The organism is uncultured Cyclobacterium sp., from assembly GCF_963977555.1.
Taxonomy (GTDB): domain Bacteria; phylum Bacteroidota; class Bacteroidia; order Cytophagales; family Cyclobacteriaceae; genus Cyclobacterium.
On record NZ_CAXBPD010000002.1, the window covers coordinates 360,299 to 379,456 of the forward strand.

19 protein-coding genes are annotated in these 19,158 nt (G+C 39.0%); 11 read left to right on the plus strand and 8 right to left on the minus strand.

Features of this window, described 5'->3' with window-relative positions; genetic code table 11:
* Positions 1-22: 22 nt before the first annotated feature.
* Positions 23-169: a hypothetical protein gene (locus AAC073_RS03760; RefSeq protein ID WP_339922499.1), complete on the plus strand. Its 147-nt coding sequence runs from the start codon at positions 23-25 to the stop codon at positions 167-169.
* Between the two features lie 254 nt (positions 170-423).
* Here the strand turns inward: AAC073_RS03760 and AAC073_RS03765 are convergent, their stop codons facing one another.
* Positions 424-2,334 (minus strand): tetratricopeptide repeat protein, encoded by a 1,911-nt coding sequence (locus AAC073_RS03765; protein ID WP_339922500.1) that lies wholly within the window; start codon positions 2,332-2,334, stop codon positions 424-426.
* Between the two features lie 682 nt (positions 2,335-3,016).
* On the opposite strand from AAC073_RS03765, the gene rbsK reads away from it, so the two are divergent.
* The 3 genes from rbsK (at position 3,017) to AAC073_RS03780 (ending at position 6,085) form a co-directional block, all read left to right on the plus strand.
* Positions 3,017-3,928, plus strand: coding sequence for a ribokinase (rbsK, locus tag AAC073_RS03770; protein WP_339922502.1), 912 nt, complete (start codon positions 3,017-3,019; stop codon positions 3,926-3,928).
* Positions 3,929-3,966: 38 nt separating this feature from the next.
* The gene (locus tag AAC073_RS03775) at positions 3,967-4,971 is read left to right on the plus strand and encodes a nucleoside hydrolase (protein ID WP_339922503.1); all 1,005 of its coding nucleotides are present in this window, start codon (positions 3,967-3,969) and stop codon (positions 4,969-4,971) included.
* A 115-nt stretch (positions 4,972-5,086) separates the two neighbouring features.
* Entirely contained in the window at positions 5,087-6,085 is a 999-nt protein-coding gene (locus AAC073_RS03780; RefSeq protein ID WP_339922504.1) for a GRP family sugar transporter, read from the plus strand.
* 221 nt (positions 6,086-6,306) lie between these two features.
* Here the strand turns inward: AAC073_RS03780 and AAC073_RS03785 are convergent, their stop codons facing one another.
* The 6 genes from AAC073_RS03785 to fabG form a co-directional block, all read right to left on the minus strand.
* The gene (locus AAC073_RS03785) at positions 6,307-6,603 is read right to left on the minus strand and encodes a four-helix bundle copper-binding protein (RefSeq protein WP_339922505.1); all 297 of its coding nucleotides are present in this window, start codon (positions 6,601-6,603) and stop codon (positions 6,307-6,309) included.
* A 100-nt stretch (positions 6,604-6,703) separates the two neighbouring features.
* Complete coding sequence (locus AAC073_RS03790; RefSeq protein ID WP_339922506.1) at positions 6,704-7,555, minus strand: serine hydrolase; 852 nt, start codon at positions 7,553-7,555, stop codon at positions 6,704-6,706.
* Positions 7,556-7,565: 10 nt separating this feature from the next.
* Positions 7,566-9,113 carry an AbgT family transporter gene (locus AAC073_RS03795; RefSeq protein ID WP_339922507.1) on the minus strand — a complete coding sequence of 516 codons (1,548 nt, stop codon included), beginning with the start codon at positions 9,111-9,113 and terminating at the stop codon, positions 7,566-7,568.
* Between the two features lie 322 nt (positions 9,114-9,435).
* Entirely contained in the window at positions 9,436-10,278 is an 843-nt protein-coding gene (locus tag AAC073_RS03800; protein ID WP_339922508.1) for a sulfurtransferase, read from the minus strand.
* An 85-nt stretch (positions 10,279-10,363) separates the two neighbouring features.
* On the minus strand, positions 10,364-10,723 hold the full coding sequence (locus AAC073_RS03805; protein WP_339922509.1) for a DUF1801 domain-containing protein: 360 nt from the start codon (positions 10,721-10,723) through the stop codon (positions 10,364-10,366).
* A gap of 166 nt (positions 10,724-10,889) precedes the next feature.
* Entirely contained in the window at positions 10,890-11,636 is a 747-nt protein-coding gene (fabG, locus tag AAC073_RS03810) for a 3-oxoacyl-[acyl-carrier-protein] reductase (protein ID WP_339922510.1), read from the minus strand.
* A 218-nt stretch (positions 11,637-11,854) separates the two neighbouring features.
* On the opposite strand from fabG, the gene lpdA reads away from it, so the two are divergent.
* From lpdA to AAC073_RS03840, 6 genes are all read left to right on the plus strand, one after another.
* Positions 11,855-13,252 (plus strand): dihydrolipoyl dehydrogenase, encoded by a 1,398-nt coding sequence (lpdA, locus tag AAC073_RS03815; RefSeq protein ID WP_339922511.1) that lies wholly within the window; start codon positions 11,855-11,857, stop codon positions 13,250-13,252.
* Between the two features lie 56 nt (positions 13,253-13,308).
* Positions 13,309-13,842: a sigma-70 family RNA polymerase sigma factor gene (locus tag AAC073_RS03820; protein WP_339922512.1), complete on the plus strand. Its 534-nt coding sequence runs from the start codon at positions 13,309-13,311 to the stop codon at positions 13,840-13,842.
* Positions 13,842-14,681 (plus strand): anti-sigma factor, encoded by an 840-nt coding sequence (locus AAC073_RS03825; protein WP_339922513.1) that lies wholly within the window; start codon positions 13,842-13,844, stop codon positions 14,679-14,681. The genes AAC073_RS03820 and AAC073_RS03825 overlap by 1 nt, the downstream gene beginning before the upstream one ends.
* Positions 14,682-14,923: 242 nt before the next feature.
* Positions 14,924-15,379 (plus strand): DUF2721 domain-containing protein, encoded by a 456-nt coding sequence (locus AAC073_RS03830; RefSeq protein WP_339922514.1) that lies wholly within the window; start codon positions 14,924-14,926, stop codon positions 15,377-15,379.
* Positions 15,372-16,403, plus strand: coding sequence for a GntG family PLP-dependent aldolase (locus tag AAC073_RS03835; protein WP_339922515.1), 1,032 nt, complete (start codon positions 15,372-15,374; stop codon positions 16,401-16,403). Before AAC073_RS03830 ends, AAC073_RS03835 begins: the two co-directional genes overlap by 8 nt.
* A 43-nt stretch (positions 16,404-16,446) precedes the next feature.
* On the plus strand, positions 16,447-17,709 hold the full coding sequence (locus AAC073_RS03840; protein WP_339922516.1) for a replication-associated recombination protein A: 1,263 nt from the start codon (positions 16,447-16,449) through the stop codon (positions 17,707-17,709).
* Between the two features lie 249 nt (positions 17,710-17,958).
* Here the strand turns inward: AAC073_RS03840 and AAC073_RS03845 are convergent, their stop codons facing one another.
* Positions 17,959-18,405 carry a hypothetical protein gene (locus AAC073_RS03845; protein ID WP_339922517.1) on the minus strand — a complete coding sequence of 149 codons (447 nt, stop codon included), beginning with the start codon at positions 18,403-18,405 and terminating at the stop codon, positions 17,959-17,961.
* A gap of 116 nt (positions 18,406-18,521) precedes the next feature.
* On the opposite strand from AAC073_RS03845, the gene AAC073_RS03850 reads away from it, so the two are divergent.
* On the plus strand, positions 18,522-19,094 hold the full coding sequence (locus AAC073_RS03850; protein WP_339922518.1) for a TlpA disulfide reductase family protein: 573 nt from the start codon (positions 18,522-18,524) through the stop codon (positions 19,092-19,094).
* Positions 19,095-19,158 lie beyond the last annotated feature (64 nt).

Sequence of the window (19,158 nt, forward strand, 5' to 3'; positions counted from 1 at the left end):
ATTGATTAATAAATTCTATTTTATGAAAAATTTGATAATTATGCTTGAATTGCTATTCTTAATTACGATGAGTAGCAGCTGTGGGTTTTTTTCTGATGAAGAAATGAGACCAAGGGAAGATAGGAAATCGGTTTCGATTGGAGATTCTGACTCTCCTAGTCGAGATTAAATAGATTATTCATCTTTAATCATGGGAACCTAAGATTTTTAGGTTCCCTATTTTTTTTTTTTTCTATATAAATTTAAAATTAAGTTATTTACAGCCTAAATGTAATTGAAAATGTTATTTTTCAAACCATTATTTTCGTGAACCTTGTAAATTATATCGTGAAATTACCATATAAATTCGTGAAGCTGCTAAGTGAGTTGTTAATCTGATCTAATTTCATGTGTGGTTTTCACTGATATGATGGAGGTATAAAATCACTTTAATAACAAATTTTGACCTGAGTAATTGAAAACCAATTCATACCGCATTCCCTGATGTTTTATGCTTGTGATTTTAGCATTCAGGTCTAAAGCAAATTTTTCTATAAGTCTGCTTCCAGTGCCTTTACTTGTGTGACCTTTTATTCCTACCCCGTTGTCCTGGTAATCAATGGTGATATTTTGGTTATTGAGCTGAATAGCGATTGTTATTTTGGGTTCATCAATCCCTTTAAATGCATATTTAAGACTATTGTAAATCCATTCTGTCAAAATCATGGAAATGGGAATAACGGATGCCACAGGAAGGACAATCTCAGCCGATTGTAAATAAGCAATCTCAATGGCTCGGTTTTCCTTGGCAAGCATTTCTCTATGTTGCTGTACCAAACCATCAAGGAATTCATTCAAATTAACCTCCTCTTCATCTTCTATGCTGAAAAGATACCTCTCCAAAGAAGCCGCCGAATGCAATAGTTGGGTGGACCTTAGCATTTCCTGTTGGGCAGTATTGTCAGGGACCCTTCTGGCGATCTCCTTGATGATGCTCTGTAGCCGCATGATATTATTGGCGGTACGGTGCCTCAATTCCGTTTGTTGGAGGCTGATGGTTTCATTTTTGGCGCCAATGATTTGCGTGAGTTTTTTCTGTCGTTTTAGATTCCTAAAAACCCAAAATAGAAATAGGGTTAAAATGATTCCGAGTAGGGCAAGAAATAAACTGGTCTGTTGGAATTTACTACTCTGTAATGCAAATAATTCAGCTTCTTGACTTATTTTCTGGTTCTCAAATTCCTTTTCTCGCAATAGGTAAATATTGCTAATCTCCTCTACTTTCAATTTTTCATCCTGAAACAATTGGTTGTTCAATGAATCCAAAGTTTTGTAGGTAGCCAATGCTGCCTTGTATTGATTGGAACTTTCCAATAGCTGAAAGCGTAAGTTAAGATTATCCAATAACAGGCTTTTATCTTTGGTTTCCTGAAGCACCAGAAAGGCTGAATCTAGGAAAGAGGATGCTAGTGATACATTGCCTTTTTTAAGCCAATAATCTCCTAAATTATTATAACTGATAGCCAATCCTTGTTGGTCTTTAGTTATTTGGTGAATTTGATAGGCTTTTTTGAGGTATGGAAAAGCTTCTTTTAATTTCCCTTGATTTAGAAGGATCACACCAATATTATTAAAGGTAACTGACCTGCTTTGTGCAGCGGAAATAGGCGAATTAATGTCAAGTTGTACTAAATTTAAAACACCTTGGAAATAGTAAAGACTTGAATCCAGATTGTTGAAATGTTCATAATTTGCACCTAAATTATTCATTACATCCGCAATGTCACTTGTGTCCCCTAAGTTTTTGTAAATTTGAAGGGATTGATGCAATAATTGTAATGATTTTACTTCGTTTTGGGTTTTTCTGTAAAGGTTACCCATGGAATTATAAAGTGCAGCTTCTTTGGATGGATTTGACGCACTTAGACCAAGATAATATAATGCTTCTTGATACCCTTCGATGGCCAAACCGTAAAGCCCTAAATATTGGTAGTTGAGTCCTATACTTCGGAGAAAGCTACTGGTTCTATTGTGATCGGATTGTGCTTTTGTAAAATTTAATGCTTCCTCATATTTAGCAATACTATTTTGAAACTTTCCTAAATGGAAAAATACATAGCCCAAATCTGCAGTATATTGTCTTAGATGTACAGTGTCTTTGCTGTCTACCTCCTTTAAAGCTTTTTCTAATAATTTTATGGCGGCTTTGTAATCTCTGTCATTTATTCTATCATCTATTTTGTCATTAATATTTATTTGCCTTGCATTAATTGTATTGCTTTTTGAAGTTGATATTACTAAAAATATGCATAAACAAAAGAATGCCTGGAAGTATTTTAAATAAATAGTATTCATTTTAAAATAGACTTAGAGGGTAAGGAGAAATGTGCTTATTATAATTGGGTCTTATAAATATCTTTTATCTGTAGCTTAAATCCTATTATTGACAGAGTAAATATTCCATTAATCAGGAAATGTCTTTGCGTTAAATAACATTACGTTTACACATTTATAGAATAGGTTCACGAATTCCTTAATCTTTTATGCATATATGTTTTTATTTTTAATTGTTTAAAAAAAGGAGGTAGGCACTCCTAATTATTTAGATTCCTTTAAAAGGAGACAGGGCTTGGATTTCCAAGCCTTGTTTATTAAAAACCAAGTAAAAAATAAACATTTTTGTCTGGTGGCAAAATGCCTACTGATTGGGCTACAGTTATTGTTCTTGTGGATATAGGTATAAAAAGTCTTGCGTAAAAGCTTTAATAGCTTTTGTGCAAGACTTGGTGTAAGGTGAAAAGACCATCTTATTACTTTTCTAAATTTCCCCCAAAAACTGCTCTGGAAGAATTTTTAAATATTCATTTCCTTTTTGAACGGCATCTTAGTGGCTATGCCATTGTAAATTAACTGGTAGATTTTTTTCTTATAATTTCTGCCAAACGATATTTTAAACCGATTTTTTCCCGTTTAGCCATTTTCTTTACCTATTATTAATTTATTGTCCTTAGATTTATGCAGGAACAGTCGAAAAAACATGGACAAGGGTCAAAAAATCCTAGTGGTAGGTAGCGCAAATACAGACATGGTAATAAGAGTGGATGAATTTCCTTCAGCAGGTCAGACCTTGATGGGACACAGCTTTCTGTTGAACCCGGGGGGAAAAGGTGCCAATCAAGCAGTTGCGGCAGTCAGACTTGGGGGTCAGGTAGCCATGATCGCCAGGCTAGGGAATGATCTTTTTGGTAACCAAACCATTGAGAATTTCAGGAAAGAAGGGCTCAATGTATCGGGGGTAGTACTTGATAATAAATTACCTTCTGGTGTCGCACAGATAGTAGTGGAAAAGTCAGGGGAGAATACCATCGTGGTGGCTGGAGGAGCCAATTTAGCCTTGAATACCCGACAGATCAATAAATTCTACAGCCTGCTACAGGAAGCTGAAGTGATTCTCCTTCAGCTGGAGATTCCGTTGGATACTGTTCTGTATGTGGCGAAAAAAGGGGCTAGTTTAGGTAAAAAAGTGATATTAAACCCTGCACCAGCAAGTAAATTGCCTAATGAACTGTATTCAAATATCTATGCCATTACTCCCAATGAAACGGAAACAAAATTTTTGACAGGAATTAAAATTACTGGAGAGGAGAGCGCACAACATGCTGCAAATTATTTCCATGACAAAGGTGTGAAGGTAGTGATCATCACTTTAGGTGCAGCTGGAGCTTTCCTTTCTACACCGGATTTTTCTGGGACCCTTCCGACGCTGGAAGTAGACGCCGTAGATACCACTGCTGCTGGAGATACTTTTAATGGTGCTTTGGCTGCAGGTTTGACTAGGGGTAAGGATTGGCAAGAGGCAGTAACCTTTGCTAACAAAGCTGCTGCTTTATCTGTGACCAAACATGGTGCCCAGGCCTCTGTTCCATATTTAAATGAAATCCAAGAATAACCGTCATAAATCATTTCATATTTAACCTTGAACTTCACATGAAAAAAGTTTTTATCGCCCTCATAATAAGCATGGGAATACCATTTCTTTTGACGAGTTGCCAAAATTCACCAGCGTCAAAAAAATACCGGGTGCTTTTGGATTCAGATGCCAATAATGAATTGGATGACCAGCATGCCATGGCTTATTTATTCTTTAATGGGGATGTTTTTGACGTGGTAGGAATAACCGTTAACACCACCAGAAATGGGGGGAATATCGAAGGTCACTATAAAGAAGCCAGAAGGGTCATGGACCTATGTAACGTGTATGAATCCATGCCACTATATAAAGGGGCTAATGCCTCTTTTGAGGAAATTAGACCTAATTTGGATAAAGCTGATTTCGATGGTGCGGAAGCAGTGGACTTTATCATTGAACAAGCCCATAAAAAAGCGGATGAGAAGTTGATCCTTTTGCCTGTGGGTAAATTAACCAATATCGCCTTGGCTTTAGAGAAGGACCCATCCATAGCAAGTAAAGTAAGGATAGTATGGTTGGGTTCTAACTATCCCTATGCTGGCGAATACAACCAAGATAATGACGAGGAATCCATGAATTATATTCTTAATACGAATGTGCCTTTTGAGATTGTCTTGGTAAGAGGGGGTAAGGAATCAGGTACAGCGGCAGTATCTTCAAATAGGGCTGAAATCAATAGCATTATGCCAGGGAAAGGTCCTTTAGCTAACAAAACAGTGATTGGTAGACATGGAGATTCCTTTGATCGTTTTGGAGATTATTCTGTAAGCCTGTACAATAATATCCAGACCTATGACGAGGCAGGAACCAGGCCCTTATATGACATGGCTGCGATCGCAATTATAAAAGATTCTTCTTGGGCTGAGAAGAAAGAAATCCCTGCTCCAATATTGGTGGATGGAGAATGGCAAGAAAGACCTGATAACCCTAGGAAAGTGTTTATCTGGGAAAACTTTAACAAGGAAGCCATAATGGGAGACTTTTTTGATAGAATGGAAAACTATGTGCTTGTCACTCCTTGATGCTTAATAGATACCAACACATTACCTATATCAATTCACTTTCAATTAAGTTATGCAAAGCCATGAACATTGAATGGCCTTGATAAAATAATTAATAAACCCAACCACCAACCTGATGTATATAATCAACGATTACCCATTGGCAGTTTTCTTTTGTTTTATCACCATGTTGTGTTGGGGTTCATGGGCCAACACACAAAAATTAGCAGAAGGCAATTGGAGATTTGAATTGTTTTACTGGGATTATGTGTTGGGCATCGTCTTGCTTTCTTTAGTATTTGGATTGACACTAGGAAGTATGGGAGAAGGTGGAAGACCATTTCTAGATGACCTAAGCCAGGCGGATCTTTCAAGTTATTGGAATGCCCTGGCTGGAGGTGTGGTTTTTAATCTCGCCAATATATTGATTGTCGCAGCCATCTCCGTTTCAGGAATGGCAGTGGCCTTTCCTGTAGGCATCGGCTTGGCCCTGGTTTTGGGGGTTTTGATCAATTATATTTCCGAGCAAAAGGGTGATCCCATCCTATTGTTTTTAGGTGTCGCATTGGTTACTGTCGCCATTATACTGGATGCAATGGCTTATAAGAAAAACAGTAAAGATAAAGCAAAAGATGTTTCAAAAGGGTTAAAATTGGCTTTGATAGGAGGGGTATTGATGTCCTTTTTCTACTTCCTTGTCCAGCAATCCATGTCGCTGAACTTTCTATCTCCAGAAGTTGGAAGATTTACCCCATACAGTGCTGTTTTTGTTTTTGCTTTAGGGATATTGCTAAGCAATTTCCTTTTTAATACCATTCTAATGAAAAAGCCTGTGGATGGCGCTCCCGTATCCTACAAGGATTATTTTGCAGGAAACTTTAAGGTTCACCTGGTAGGGATTCTCGGGGGAGCGATTTGGTGTGTTGGAATGGCCTTTAATATTATTGCCTCAGAACAAGCTGGACCTGCCATCTCTTATGGTCTTGGTCAGGGGGCTACTATGGTAGCTGCATTTTGGGGTGTATTTGTCTGGAAAGAATTCAAAGGGGCTTCAACAAGCACCCAAACCATGCTTAAAAGTATGTTTGCCTGTTTTATAGTGGGCATCATTATTATTATTTATGCCGGAATATAAAGCTTTTTATATAGACACTGAATTAAGTAATAGCCTACAGATCAGTACCTGTAGGTTATTACTTTATTTATAGCCTAGAAATCATCCAGGTTTCATTCCGCTAATTTTACCACCGGCTAGTTAACTATAAAACTTGGAAGGATTGCAGATTTAAGACAATCCCGTAGTAAAGGAAATAGGCGCCATGGTTAATGTATTTAAGTTTCTGGCCTTTGTCAGTCTCAACCTGTTAGAATCTTTTGACAAGCTTCTTTGCAAGCTGTACATGCTTCCGCACATGCCTTGCAATGCTCATGCTCATGCTGACCACATTCTTCCGCACATCTAGTACAAACACTGACGCAAAACCGCAACAGTTCATCTATTGGGCCATAGTACATGGACAAGATTTTTGCAGTGGAAGTACAAACCTCAGCACAGACCCGATCATTTCTGATACAAGCGATCATATGAGCAACATTCTCTTCATCTAGACAAGCATCAGCACAATGATTACATGCATTTGCGCAGTCGTTCAAAATTTTTATTAAGGCTTCGTTTTTCATGGCTATATCGATTTAATATTTTATCCTACCCATGGTTTTACAAAAAATGTGCCTTAAAGACCGTATGCCCTATTTATTCTACGAAGTCCAGGTAGGCAAGCCGTGCAATTTCAGCAATGATGCTATCCGCATTCATCAAATTGGAATAGTGCGCTATAAATACGGTCACCACTATAGGTTGCTTACCAAATATAATCCCAGCATCTCCTCGGACATATTCTAGGGTGCCTGTTTTATGCGCGATGGCTACTCCTTCAGGCAGCAAATTGGGTAAGGCACTATTGTCCTCGCAATTTTCCATCCATTCAAGGACTTGTAAGGTGGAGCCTTTATTTAGGGATTTTTCATTTAGTAGGGAAAGGAGAAGCTTGTTCATTTCTGCTGCACTCGTATAATTCTGATGCCCCTTTGTAATGGCATCAAAATCCATCATGAACCTGTTGAGCTGGGTAGCTTTATATCCGTTGGTAATTAGCCATTCCTGAAAGGGTTTTAGGCCTACCTTTCTAATTAGAATATTGGTGGCGGTGTTGTCACTTATACGGATCATTTCCGATGCCAGGTACGCATAAGTTATCAGGTTTCCATCAGGTATAAATTGCAATTCGCCAGAACCGCCAACTTTATCTGACTTTCTAAGTTCGTACGTTTCCCTAAGGTCCAATTCGTTTTTTTCTACCTTTTCCATAAGGTAGAACAATAGGGGGATTTTTATGATACTTGCAGATGGAATTTGTTTGTCTGCATTCAATTTGCCAAGGATTTTCCCTTCCTTATTTTGAACCATATATGACAATGCTACAGTGGAGTCTACTGTCGCTGTATATTCTAGTAACAATTGCTGGCCTGAAACTGGCTTGGGACTGATCCCTAGCAATAGACTTGATAGTATTAAATAGTAACAATAGTACTGAAGCTTTACCATGATTATTTATTTACATTGCTGGATATTCATAGCTTGATTGCAATCCTAGTGGAATACCCAGACTCCAGTAAATCAGTAAAAATGCTGTCCAAATTACCAATAAGTAAACAGAATAAGGTAACATAATAGAAACAAGAGTGCCTATTCCAGTTTTTTTCACATACTTCTGACAGAAAATTACAACCAAAGGGAAATAAGGGAGTAAAGGAGTTATTATATTGGAGACCGAATCTCCTATTCTGTAGGCCGCCTGGGTAAGATCAGGTGAAATCCCCAATTGCATTAGCATGGGAACAAATACTGGGCTGATTAAAGCCCATTTTGCTGATGCGGAACCTACCAATAGATTGACAAAGGCACTGAGAAAAATGATTCCTACTACAGTTACCTGCGATGGTAATTGTAAGCTTTGGAGAAAGGAAGCGCCTTTTAATGCCGTCATGGCCCCAATGTTTGATTGAGCAAAGGCATCAATAAACAATGCGCAGAAAAAGGCCATTACTATATAGTGCGCCATGCTTCCCATAGACTTACTCATGGACCCAATAACATCTGCCGAAGACTTATAGTTTTTTGAAATAAATCCAAAAATAATTCCTGGGATCCAGAAGATTAGAAAAATCAAAGGCACTATGGAGCGCATTAATGGTGCCGCAAAAGAAGTGATTTCTCCAGTTTCGCTTCGTAGGCTGGAATCTACTGGCGAGGCCCAGAAAAAAAGGCCAATTAGCCCTAGAAACATTACCAAGCTAGCTATTTTAAAAGCACGTTTTTCTACTGGTTTCAAGTCCTCCATTTTAGGTATGTCGGATAGGTCTTTGTCTACAGGGTTGGTTCGGTTTAAGCGAGGCTCTATGATTTTATCTGTTAAATACCATCCAACACCTACCACCACAATACTTGAAATGCCAGTAAATATGATATTGTTTAAAGGGTTTAAAGTAATAGCGGGGTCTATTATTTGTGCCGCAGACTGAGTGAAACTTTGAAGTAAGGGATCTATAGCAGAAGGAATGAAATTGGCGCTAAAACCTCCCGAAACCCCCGCAAAAGTAGCGGCAATACCTGCTAAAGGATGGCGTCCTGCGGCATAAAAGATGATGCCACCCAAAGGGATAACCAGTACATATCCGGCATCAGCTGCCGTATGGCTTACAATGGCTACCAATATCAAAATAGGGGTAAGTAAACTCTGTGGGGTAAAACTCAAAAGGTACTTTAGGCCAGCATTAATATAACCAGAATATTCAGCTACCCCCACGCCGAGCATGGCCAGTAGGACTACTCCTAATGGTGGGAAACTGATAAAGACACTGATCATTCGTGAAAGAAAATCTGCTAATTTCTCTCCAGTAAGTAAGTTTTGGATAAATAATTTTTCACCGGTTCTTGGGTCAAACTCTCCAAAATCAATGGGGGCCAGCAAAGCTGAAAACAACCAGGTTAACAACATTAATACTAAGAATAAAACGGCAGGGTCGGGAAGCTTGTTACCTGCTTTTTCAATGGCATTTAAAAACCTATCTAATAAACTTTTTTTCGTACCTATTTTTTCCATTTTGGCTTGATTATTCTCAAAAATAAGAAAGACTATCAGTAATTGCCTATCAAATAAATGAAATCATAGAAAAAATAAGAAGGATTAGCAGTTAAACTAAATTTAAAAACTGCTAGACAGCGCTTATTATTTTTAGAAGAGTTTTTTTCCTAGCACTGTTATGTAATTGGTTAAAACATTTAGTGGAATGGAATTAGGTACCTCTGATAGAGGTAATCTATTGGCTGAAAGCCTGTAAATGACACTTCAGCCAACAATCATAGAATTTCATAGCAAGAAATTCTATGGGTAAACAACTAAATTGAGGCATTTTACCCCGGCTCTATTTTTCGGTGGCGATGGGTAAATTGTTCCTTGACCATTCACTCCAAGAACCCACATACAATTTAGGTAGGTTAAGCCCGGCCTGGGAGATAGCAAGCAGGGTATGGCAGGCTGTTACTCCAGAGCCGCAATGAACAATAATTTTATCTGTTGGGCTACCATTAAACGCTTTCAGGTATTTATCCCTTAAGGTTGTTTTGGGTAAAAAGAAGCCGTTTTCATCAAGATTTTCTGTAAAAGGCAGATTAATCGCACCCGGAATATGCCCAGCTATTTTATCTATCGGTTCTTTTATTCCCTTGTATCTTTCAACCTCTCTTACATCTATTATTTGCTGACTTGCTTGTTGCGATGCTTTTGAAACTTCTTCCAGTTCCGCCACTGGCAACTGCCAGGAATTGGAAGGGTAAGTGGATAAAGGTTGAGGGGTTGGGCGTTTGTCATTGGTAGGAAATCCTAGCATTTTGGCAGCCTGAAACCCCCCGTCCAAAACCTGAATTTTTTTATGACCAACTGCCCTGAGCATCCACCAAAAGCGGGCTGCTGCAATGGCTGCGGATTTATCATCATACACTATAACGTGGTTTTCCGGGCTTATGCCTAATCTACCAAGCCTATCTACAAAAGAAGAGGTAGAAGGCAAGGGGTGTCTTCCTCCCTGTGCAGGATTCTCCCCAACATTAGACAAGTCTTTGTTTAAATCGACATGAATTGCTCCATCAAGGTGTTCTTTCTCGTAATCTGAATAGCCATATCGAGCATCTATTAAGGTCAACTTTTGCGTACTAGCCAGCTGAAGTAATTCTTTTACGTTAATTAGAGGTTGGATCAATCTGTTCATTTTACCAGAGGTGTTTTATGTCGAGCGATAGAATTTCTAGTTTTTTTGAAAAAGATAACTGACAGAAATACAGGGAAGCACCTAATTATTTTTTCTTGGAGGTGTTTTCTTTCACCCTGTATTGTACGATGTCTGCAATTAGTTGAAATGGTAAAGGCTTGTCAAGTGGGAATTGGATGGCACCTTTAGAATAAGAGTAATTGGTTAGTTGAATTTTAAAAACTTCAATTGCCGAGGGGGTAGGATAGAAGCCTATGTGGTTTTTGTAAGCTGCAAAGTGGACCAGGTTACCATAAAGTTTGAAAGTTGGCATTTTATAATTGAGGCATTCTTCCACTTCCAAAGGGCAATTATCCTTGATAATGGCCCTTAGATCCTGTAATTTCTTGACTAAATCCTGTGGGAATTCCATGATATAATCATCGATATTTTGAGCACCTTTCATTTTTTCATAGCATTTTTAAAATTTCAGCTTATTGAAATTTCCTCCTTTTTTAGTAGGCCATTCAATATAAAGATTATCACATAAATAAAGAAGTCAAATCGGCAAGTTTAAAACAAAAAGCCCAAGGCGATTACCTCGGGCCATATAGCTTTGAATTATTTAGGGTTTAGGTGTTCATGGCACCATTTACCTCAAGGGTTTGGCCTGAGATATAGGTACTCATGTCCGATCCTAAAAATACACAGGCATCGGCTACTTCTTCTGGGTTTCCTCCTCTTTTCATGGGAATGGCGTCTCTCCACCCTTGAACCGTTTTTTCATCCAGCACGGCAGTCATTTCAGTTTCAATAAATCCTGGTGCGATGGCATTGCATCGGATATTTCTTGAACCAAGTTCTAAGGCCACAGATTTGGTGAAGCCTATTATTCCTGCTTTTGAAGCGGCATAATTGGATTGTCCGGCATTTCCCCTAACACCTACTACGGAAGTAATGTTGATGATGGATCCAGCCTTGGCTTTCATCATGGTTCGTGTTACCGCCTTTACGGTATTAAAACAGGACTTGAGGTTGATGTTAATCACTTCGTCCCAGTGTTCCTCAGACATTCTCATTAAGAGGTTGTCACGGGTGATTCCAGCATTATTTACAAGAATATCTATTCCTCCTAAAAATGTCACCACATCACCTATTAATTTGTCTGCTGCCGCAAAATTAGAAGCATCAGAACGAAAACCTTTTGCCTTGATTCCAAAAGCGGCCAATTCTTTTTCAAGTGCCTCTCCTTTTTCTACACTTGACAAATAAGTAAAGGCCACATCAGCACCTTCCTGAGCAAAACGTATAGCAATGGATCTTCCTATTCCTTTGGAAGCCCCTGTTACCAAGGCTTTTTTACCTGTAAGTAATCCCATAGTCAATTTTTTTATTGTTTGATTTAATTCAAAAATAGCTATTAATTATAAAAAATAGGCTACCCAATAAATTATTCATTCCTCCTACATTTTGAGTAACGTTGCTCAGACTGAGGGAAAATTGGAATTATATTAACTTTTATATGTAAAACCAAATTTTTTTCTGAACTTAATTATTATAAATTTGCATAGCAAAATAGTAATCAAAAGATAAAAATATGTCTTCAACTAAATTCGATGTCATTGTTCTGGGCAGTGGTCCAGGAGGTTATGTAGCAGCAATTAGAGCTTCTCAATTAGGATTAAAAACTGCTGTAGTAGAAGCAGAAGACCTAGGTGGGATTTGTCTTAATTGGGGTTGTATACCTACTAAAGCTTTGATAAAAAGCGCTCAAGTATTTGAATACATTAATCACGCAGGCGATTATGGTATTTCCGTAGAAAAAGCGAGCGTGAATTTTGACGACATGATTAAGCGTAGCCGGGAAGTGGCTGGGGGAATGAGCAAAGGCGTTCAATTTTTGTTAAAGAAAAACAAAATTGAAAAATTGATGGGCTGGGGAAAAGTAAAACCTGGCAAAAAAGTAGAGGTAGAAGACAAAGACGGTAAGAAAACAGAATACAGTGCCGATCATGTCATTATAGCCACTGGAGGAAGGTCAAAAGAATTGCCCGCATTAAAAATAGACAATGAAAAAATAGTAGGTTACCGCAAGGCCATGACCCTTGATAAATTGCCTAAGAAAATGGTAGTTGTGGGGTCTGGAGCCATAGGGGTAGAATTTGCCTATGTGTACAGTTCTATTGGTGTGGAAGTGACCATTGTTGAATTTTTGGATCGTATTGTTCCGAATGAAGACGAGGAAGTGTCCAAAACATTAGAGAAAATATATAAAAAGAAAGGCATCAAAGTGATGACCAGTGCTGAGGTGACCAATGTGGATACCAAAGGTGATGGTTGCAAAGTGACTGTCAAGACCAAAGAAGGAGAAGAGAAAATTGATTGTGACATTGTCCTTTCAGCAGTTGGTGTGGTGTCAAATGTAGAGAATTGTGGTCTTGAAGATGTTGGTATATTAGTGGATAAAGGCAAAATCAAAGTAGATGAGCTTTATAAAACCAATATGCCAGGTTACTATGCCATAGGAGATGTGGTACCTGGCCCTGCTTTGGCTCACGTAGCTTCTGCTGAAGGGATTATATGTGTAGAAAACATTGCAGGTCAAAACCCTGAACCGCTTGATTATAATAACATTCCTGGTTGTACTTATTGTCTTCCTGAAATCTCCTCTGTAGGTTTCACTGAAGCCAAGGCCAAAGAAGCAGGATATGAAATTAAAGTCGGTAAGTTTCCTTTTTCTGCCTCTGGGAAAGCTTCTGCAGCTGGAGCCAAGGATGGTTTTGTGAAACTTATATTCGATGCGAAATATGGTGAACTCCTCGGAGCACACATGATCGGTTATAACGTAACAGAGCTGATAGCTGAAATTGTGGCTATAAGAAAACTTGAAACAACTGGACACGAAATTATCAAGACTGTACACCCACATCCTACCATGTCTGAGGCAGTGATGGAAGCTGCTGCGGCAGCCTATGGTGAGGTGATACACTTATAAATTTCAGTAAGAGTACATTAATATTTGTAGTAGTCAATTATTGACCAACACGCTTTTTGGAAGAACAAGCATTAGTACATGGGCTAAGGGCCAGAGACAGCAAAGTTCAGGAATATTTATACGAAAAATATTCCAAAGCTTTGTTTGGTGTGATTTCTCGGATCATTTTTGATCGGGACATAGCCGAAGAAGTCTTTCATGATGCTTTCATAAAAATTGTCAATAAGATTGATAATTATGATGAAAGTAAGGGTCGAATCTATACCTGGATGGCCAATATTTGTAGGAATTCTGCTATAGATAAAACCCGTTCGAAAGAATTTTCAAAGATGAGTAAGACCAATACGATAGATGCTTACGTATATGGTATGGAGAACGATTCCGGAACAGCAGCATCTGTAGACGGAATCGGTGTCAAAGAATTGATGGACGACCTGAATAACGAACAAAGATTCGTGATGGAATGTATCTACTTTAAAGGGTATACCCATACTGAGGTAGCGGAAGAGTATTCCTTGCCTTTGGGTACTGTGAAATCCAGGATAAGGTCTGCCATCAAAGTGTTGAAACTGAAAGCTGATAAAATCTAGTGGATATCCAAGACTACATATCGTCCGGTAAATTGGAGCTCTTCGTATTGGGAGATCTTAATGAGACAGAACAACAAGAGGTTCTTGCAATGGCAAAGAAGTACCCTGAAATTGAACAGGAGATAACTGCCATTGAAGAAGCCATGCTTGCTATCGATGAAGTTTCAGGTATCAGTCCATCCAGTGGCATTAAAAATAAAATTTTTGAGACCCTGGAAGCTGAGAATAAAAAGCATAGCGCTACAAATACTTCTGCAAAACCTTTGCAGAAAGAAGTAAGATTAGGAAAAGAAGTACCACTAAGCAATCCATGGAAAACTTTCGCTGTCGCCGCTTCGGTAGTAGCCATCGTCTCCGTAACTGCAGCGGTATATTATGCCAATCAGTATTCTGATGCTGAAGAAAGGTTGGCAATATCATTCCAGCAAAATGGTGTGCTCGCTGAAGAAGTACAAGCCAATCAGGTAAAATTGAAATCGTTAGATACTGGTATGGAGAAATTCATTACAGGAAATTTCGATAAGATCCCTATGAAAGGCGAAGGTTTCCCCATGCAGGAAGATGCCTTGGTTGATGTATTCTGGGATAAAGAAAGCAAAGAAGTACTTATTTCGGTAAATCAACTGGCTGCACTTGATGAAGAAAACGATTATCAATTATGGGCGATAGGTGAAGATGGCCCAATTGGTATCGGATTGGTAAATCCTGGTAAAAGAATTGATTTGCAAACCATGAACATTGCCTCAGGTGCACAAGCTTTTGCCATCACCATAGAGCCTAAAGGAGGCAGTGAAAGTCCTACACTTGAAAAACTGGTAGTTTTAGGAGAAGTTTCTTAAAATATTTCCTAAAAATATATATTGGACCCCGTCATTGATTTGACGGGGTTTTTATTTTAGTTTAAATTGTGGTTTAGCTCTCGATTTCGTTGGATTTATTAGGGTTAGTTGAATTTCCACCTAGTAAATTGAAGCGATAGACTAAAGGTTGTTTGGTTTAAGTTTACCATGATTTCCAGAGTTTAAGGTAGCTTCGATACCATACAAAATGGTTAATACTAAAATTTTAAATGAATTAAATTATGGAGCTAACGCTTTCTACACCAGCCTTGCTTTTTTCCGCCATCACATTGCTCATGTTGGCCTATACCAATCGGTTTTTAGCAATGGCCAATTTAATCAGAGGGTTACATAAAGAATACAAGGAAGATAGCATGGGAGAGGAGGTCATTATTGGTCAGATCAAAAACCTTAAGAAAAGGCTGACCATGATAAAAAACATGCAGACTTATGGCGTCATCAGTTTTTTCCTTTGTGTGATTTGTATGTTTTTATTGTACCAGGATTTCGATACCGCAGCCAATTGGGTGTTTATGGCCAGTATGCTTTCCCTATTAATTTCATTGGGCATCTCGTTGGCGGAAATACAAATTTCCAATAATGCCTTGAATATAGAACTTTCAGATATTGAGGGTTTACTGGATATAAAGACCCGCACCAGATTTGGACAGACCTATAAAAAAAATAACGATGGATAATAAATTGAGGATAGATCTTAGGTCTGATACTTTGACCTTGCCCACTCAAGCAATGAAAGAGGCCATGCTAAATGCTGGCCTGGGCGATGATGTGTTTGGAGAGGATCCTACCGTGAAAATATTAGAAGAGAAGCTGGCTGGAATGTTCGGTATGGAAGCAGGTTTATTTTGTCCTTCTGGAACAATGACCAACCAGATAGCCATCAAGTTACATACCAGACCTCAAACAGAAATTATATGCCATAAATCTTCCCATATCTATTTGTATGAAGGCGGTGGGATTATGTCCAATAGCCTTGCTTCTGTAAAGCTATTGGAGGGAAAATTCGGTAAAATTGATGCGGAAGCCATTCGCCAAGTCATTAATCCGGATGATGATCATTTGCCAGAAACTACTATGGTGTCTTTGGAAAACACGATGAACAAAGGGGGGGGAAGCGTGTATACACTCGAGGAGGTAAGACCCATCAGGCAGCTGTGTAAGGAGACGGAGTTAAAACTCCATTTGGATGGTGCTAGAATTTTTAATGCCCTCATCTCCACTGGTGAACGACCCTTTGATTGGGGGAAGATGTTTGATACCATATCTGTATGCCTAAGTAAAGGATTGGGTTGCCCTGTAGGTTCTGTATTATTGGGAAGTCAGGCAGACATAAAGAAGGCTAGAAAGATCAGAAAAGCTTTGGGCGGAGGCATGAGACAGGCGGGCCTGCTTGCCGCTGCAGGAATATATGCTTTGGATCATAATGTTTTCAGGCTGGAAGATGATCACGAAAGAGCGAAAGCCATTGCAGCCATTTTACAACAAACGCCTTTCGTCAAAGAAATTTTGCCCGTCACGACTAATATTGTTATTGCCCGATTGGAACAAATTAGTCCCGAGTCTTTTTTGGAAGAACTCACGGAAAGAAATATCTGGGCCGTGAAATTCGGCAAAGACCAGATCAGGATGGTTACCCATATGGATTTTACGGACCAACACCTGGAGGCCTTCGAAAGCAGATTAAAGCTTTGGAAAAAATGAATTTTTGAATAATTCCAATACCTAGTCAATAGAAAAAAATACTATGGAACAGACCCCTTTAGCCGAAAGGATGCGCCCTACTAAATTAGATCAATTGATAGGGCAGGATCATTTGTCTGGGCCCAATACATTCCTTCACAAAGCCATCAAATCAGGTGCTATTCCTTCATTGATATTATGGGGACCTCCTGGAGTAGGGAAAACAACCATTGCCAATATCATTGCCAATGAAGTAAAAGCCCCTTTCTACACCTTGAGTGCCGTCAGTTCGGGCGTAAAGGATATCAGAGAAGTAATCCAAAAAGCCAAATACCAGCTTGGAGTCGTGCTATTCATTGATGAAATCCATCGGTTCAATAAATCTCAACAAGATGCGCTTTTGGGAGCGGTGGAAAAAGGAGTCATCAGACTTATTGGTGCTACCACAGAAAACCCTTCCTTTGAGGTCAACGCCGCTTTGCTCTCCAGGTGTCAGATTTTCACCCTCAACCCACTGGGTAAGGAGGAATTAGAAGCCATGATGCATCAGGCATTGGAAAAAGACAATGTACTAAAGAAAAAAAAGGTTGTACTCAAAGAGACGGATGCCCTGCTTAGAATATCAGGAGGTGATGGTAGGAAGCTGCTAAACCTACTGGAAATTGTTATAGACAATTTCCAAGATGAGGAAATCGTGATCGAAAATGACATGGTCATGAAGGTCGCCCAACAAAAAGTAGCCCTGTATGACAAATCAGGAGAGCAACATTATGACATCATTTCGGCATTTATAAAATCCATCAGAGGGTCTGACCCCAATGCGGCTGTCTATTGGTTGGCTAGAATGATAGAAGGGGGAGAGGATGTTAAGTTCATCGCCCGAAGGTTACTTATATTGGCTTCTGAGGACATCGGAAATGCCAACCCGAATGCACTTTTGCTTGCGACCAATTGCTTTCAGGCGGTGAATGTTATCGGATATCCCGAATCCCGAATTATCTTGTCCCAATGTGTTACTTATTTGGCTTCCTCTGCAAAAAGCAATGCAAGTTACATGGCCATCAATAAGGCCCAGGCAATGGTAAAACAGGAGGGAGACCTGCCTGTCCCCCTTCACCTGCGCAATGCGCCTACCAAGTTGATGAAAGACTTAAATTATGGGAAAGCGTATAAATATTCACACGATTACGAAAATAATTTTGCGCTTCAGGAATTCCTTCCAGACAAAATCAAAGGCACCAAATTATATGATCCTGGTGCCAATGCCCGAGAGAATGATTTGAGGAAAAACCTTCAAAAGCTCTGGGGAAAGAAATATGGGTATTAAACCTAAATATGAAATAGATCTTCTGTTAACAGATGGAATCAATTTGAAGTCAGTAACTTCATTGCTATTTCTTTAGCCCTAAAGGGGTGTAATATTATAGCCACGGGTGTGAGCCCGTGGATTAGTAATTGAACATTTAAAGATTTTGGCGGTATTGTTGCTTTTTACCTGCAACAATGCTGACAAAATCTCCACCTTCGTAACGTTTCATTACATTTTTCCCAAGTCTTAAAATTGGCACAGTACTTTTCAGTATTCCTTACTTAGGGTATAGCGCAATCCTATCAATGCCCTGATGGTGAAATCATAGGGGCCATACATAGGCGTTCCTTCAAGCAATAAAGTAAATTGGCGATGGTTTGCGATAGGTTTAAAGCTTAATCCTACTGGGGCACCTACACGTATGTCATTGATAAATTGAGTATATCCGATCATCAATCCTGCATGCAGGTTATACCAATCTGTTTGGCGAAAATTATAATGTCCCAAAGCTTCTACTCCCATAATAGGATTTAGGATACCCCCTGCAAATAACCTGGCTTCTCCGAATATTTTCTTTTCGGGGTCCGTTCCTACCCCTATATGGCTAAGTACGCCCTCATGATAGAGGCCAACATGCACTTGCGCATTTCCTTTGAAAGCGCTAAACATTAATAAAACGGCAAAAAAAGCGGTAATTGATAACTTTGTCTTCATAGGGTTCGTTTTAGTACGAAGGTAAACAAAACCTATTTATTTCGGTAATTTTCAATGTGAGATTTGTTACCAATTACTAAAAAATCAGGTTTTACCTTTACATAAAATTGAAACCTATGAATTGGAGAAAAGAGATAAAAAGTTGGGGGATAATGTTGGGGGTATTTGGCATTTTATACTTTACTGGCCTCATTACCCCAATAGCCGGAGGGCTTCAATCCATGATTTTATCAACAGGACTGATTAAGCCTAAGGTTCTATTGGAGAACAAAGAAAAGGAAGATTTTGATTATGCTGGGCAATTTGTAGACACGAATGGTAACCGGGTGGGCCTATCTCAGTTTAAGGGCAAAACCATTTTCATTAACCTTTGGGCCACCTGGTGTCCTCCCTGTCGGGCAGAAATGCCTCATATTTCTGATCTGTATGACAAGGTTAATGGAGAAGAAGACCTGGTGTTTCTAATGATAGCCTTAGACGATGACTTTAATAAAAGCAAAAAGCTGGTGGAGAAAAAGGAATATTCATTTCCCATTGTCCACGCTGCCTATGGATTAAACCAATCCCTGCAAAGTCAGGCGATACCTACTACATTGGTGGTAAGTCCTGAGGGTAAGATAGTCTTTTATCAGGAAGGAATGAGCAATTTCAACACCCAGGAATTCCAGGATTTCCTTTTGGGCTTATAAGGGTATTTCAGTTGGAAATTACTGGAAATTTAATTAACGCTTTAAAGACTGTTTAAATGGTCAT

What these genes read in the sequence shown, in the direction of transcription:
- AAC073_RS03760 (WP_339922499.1), top strand. Translation starts at nt 23, where the DNA reads ATGAAAAATTTGATAATTATGCTTGAATTGCTATTCTTAATTACGATG.
- AAC073_RS03765 (WP_339922500.1), bottom strand. Translation starts at nt 2,334, where the DNA reads ATGAATACTATTTATTTAAAATACTTCCAGGCATTCTTTTGTTTATGC.
- rbsK (WP_339922502.1), top strand. Translation starts at nt 3,017, where the DNA reads ATGGACAAGGGTCAAAAAATCCTAGTGGTAGGTAGCGCAAATACAGAC.
- AAC073_RS03775 (WP_339922503.1), top strand. Translation starts at nt 3,967, where the DNA reads ATGAAAAAAGTTTTTATCGCCCTCATAATAAGCATGGGAATACCATTT.
- AAC073_RS03780 (WP_339922504.1), top strand. Translation starts at nt 5,087, where the DNA reads ATGTATATAATCAACGATTACCCATTGGCAGTTTTCTTTTGTTTTATC.
- AAC073_RS03790 (WP_339922506.1), bottom strand. Translation starts at nt 7,555, where the DNA reads ATGGTAAAGCTTCAGTACTATTGTTACTATTTAATACTATCAAGTCTA.
- AAC073_RS03795 (WP_339922507.1), bottom strand. Translation starts at nt 9,113, where the DNA reads ATGGAAAAAATAGGTACGAAAAAAAGTTTATTAGATAGGTTTTTAAAT.
- AAC073_RS03800 (WP_339922508.1), bottom strand. Translation starts at nt 10,278, where the DNA reads ATGAACAGATTGATCCAACCTCTAATTAACGTAAAAGAATTACTTCAG.
- AAC073_RS03805 (WP_339922509.1), bottom strand. Translation starts at nt 10,723, where the DNA reads ATGAAAGGTGCTCAAAATATCGATGATTATATCATGGAATTCCCACAG.
- fabG (WP_339922510.1), bottom strand. Translation starts at nt 11,636, where the DNA reads ATGGGATTACTTACAGGTAAAAAAGCCTTGGTAACAGGGGCTTCCAAA.
- lpdA (WP_339922511.1), top strand. Translation starts at nt 11,855, where the DNA reads ATGTCTTCAACTAAATTCGATGTCATTGTTCTGGGCAGTGGTCCAGGA.
- AAC073_RS03830 (WP_339922514.1), top strand. Translation starts at nt 14,924, where the DNA reads ATGGAGCTAACGCTTTCTACACCAGCCTTGCTTTTTTCCGCCATCACA.
- AAC073_RS03835 (WP_339922515.1), top strand. Translation starts at nt 15,372, where the DNA reads ATGGATAATAAATTGAGGATAGATCTTAGGTCTGATACTTTGACCTTG.
- AAC073_RS03840 (WP_339922516.1), top strand. Translation starts at nt 16,447, where the DNA reads ATGGAACAGACCCCTTTAGCCGAAAGGATGCGCCCTACTAAATTAGAT.
- AAC073_RS03845 (WP_339922517.1), bottom strand. Translation starts at nt 18,405, where the DNA reads ATGAAGACAAAGTTATCAATTACCGCTTTTTTTGCCGTTTTATTAATG.
- AAC073_RS03850 (WP_339922518.1), top strand. Translation starts at nt 18,522, where the DNA reads ATGAATTGGAGAAAAGAGATAAAAAGTTGGGGGATAATGTTGGGGGTA.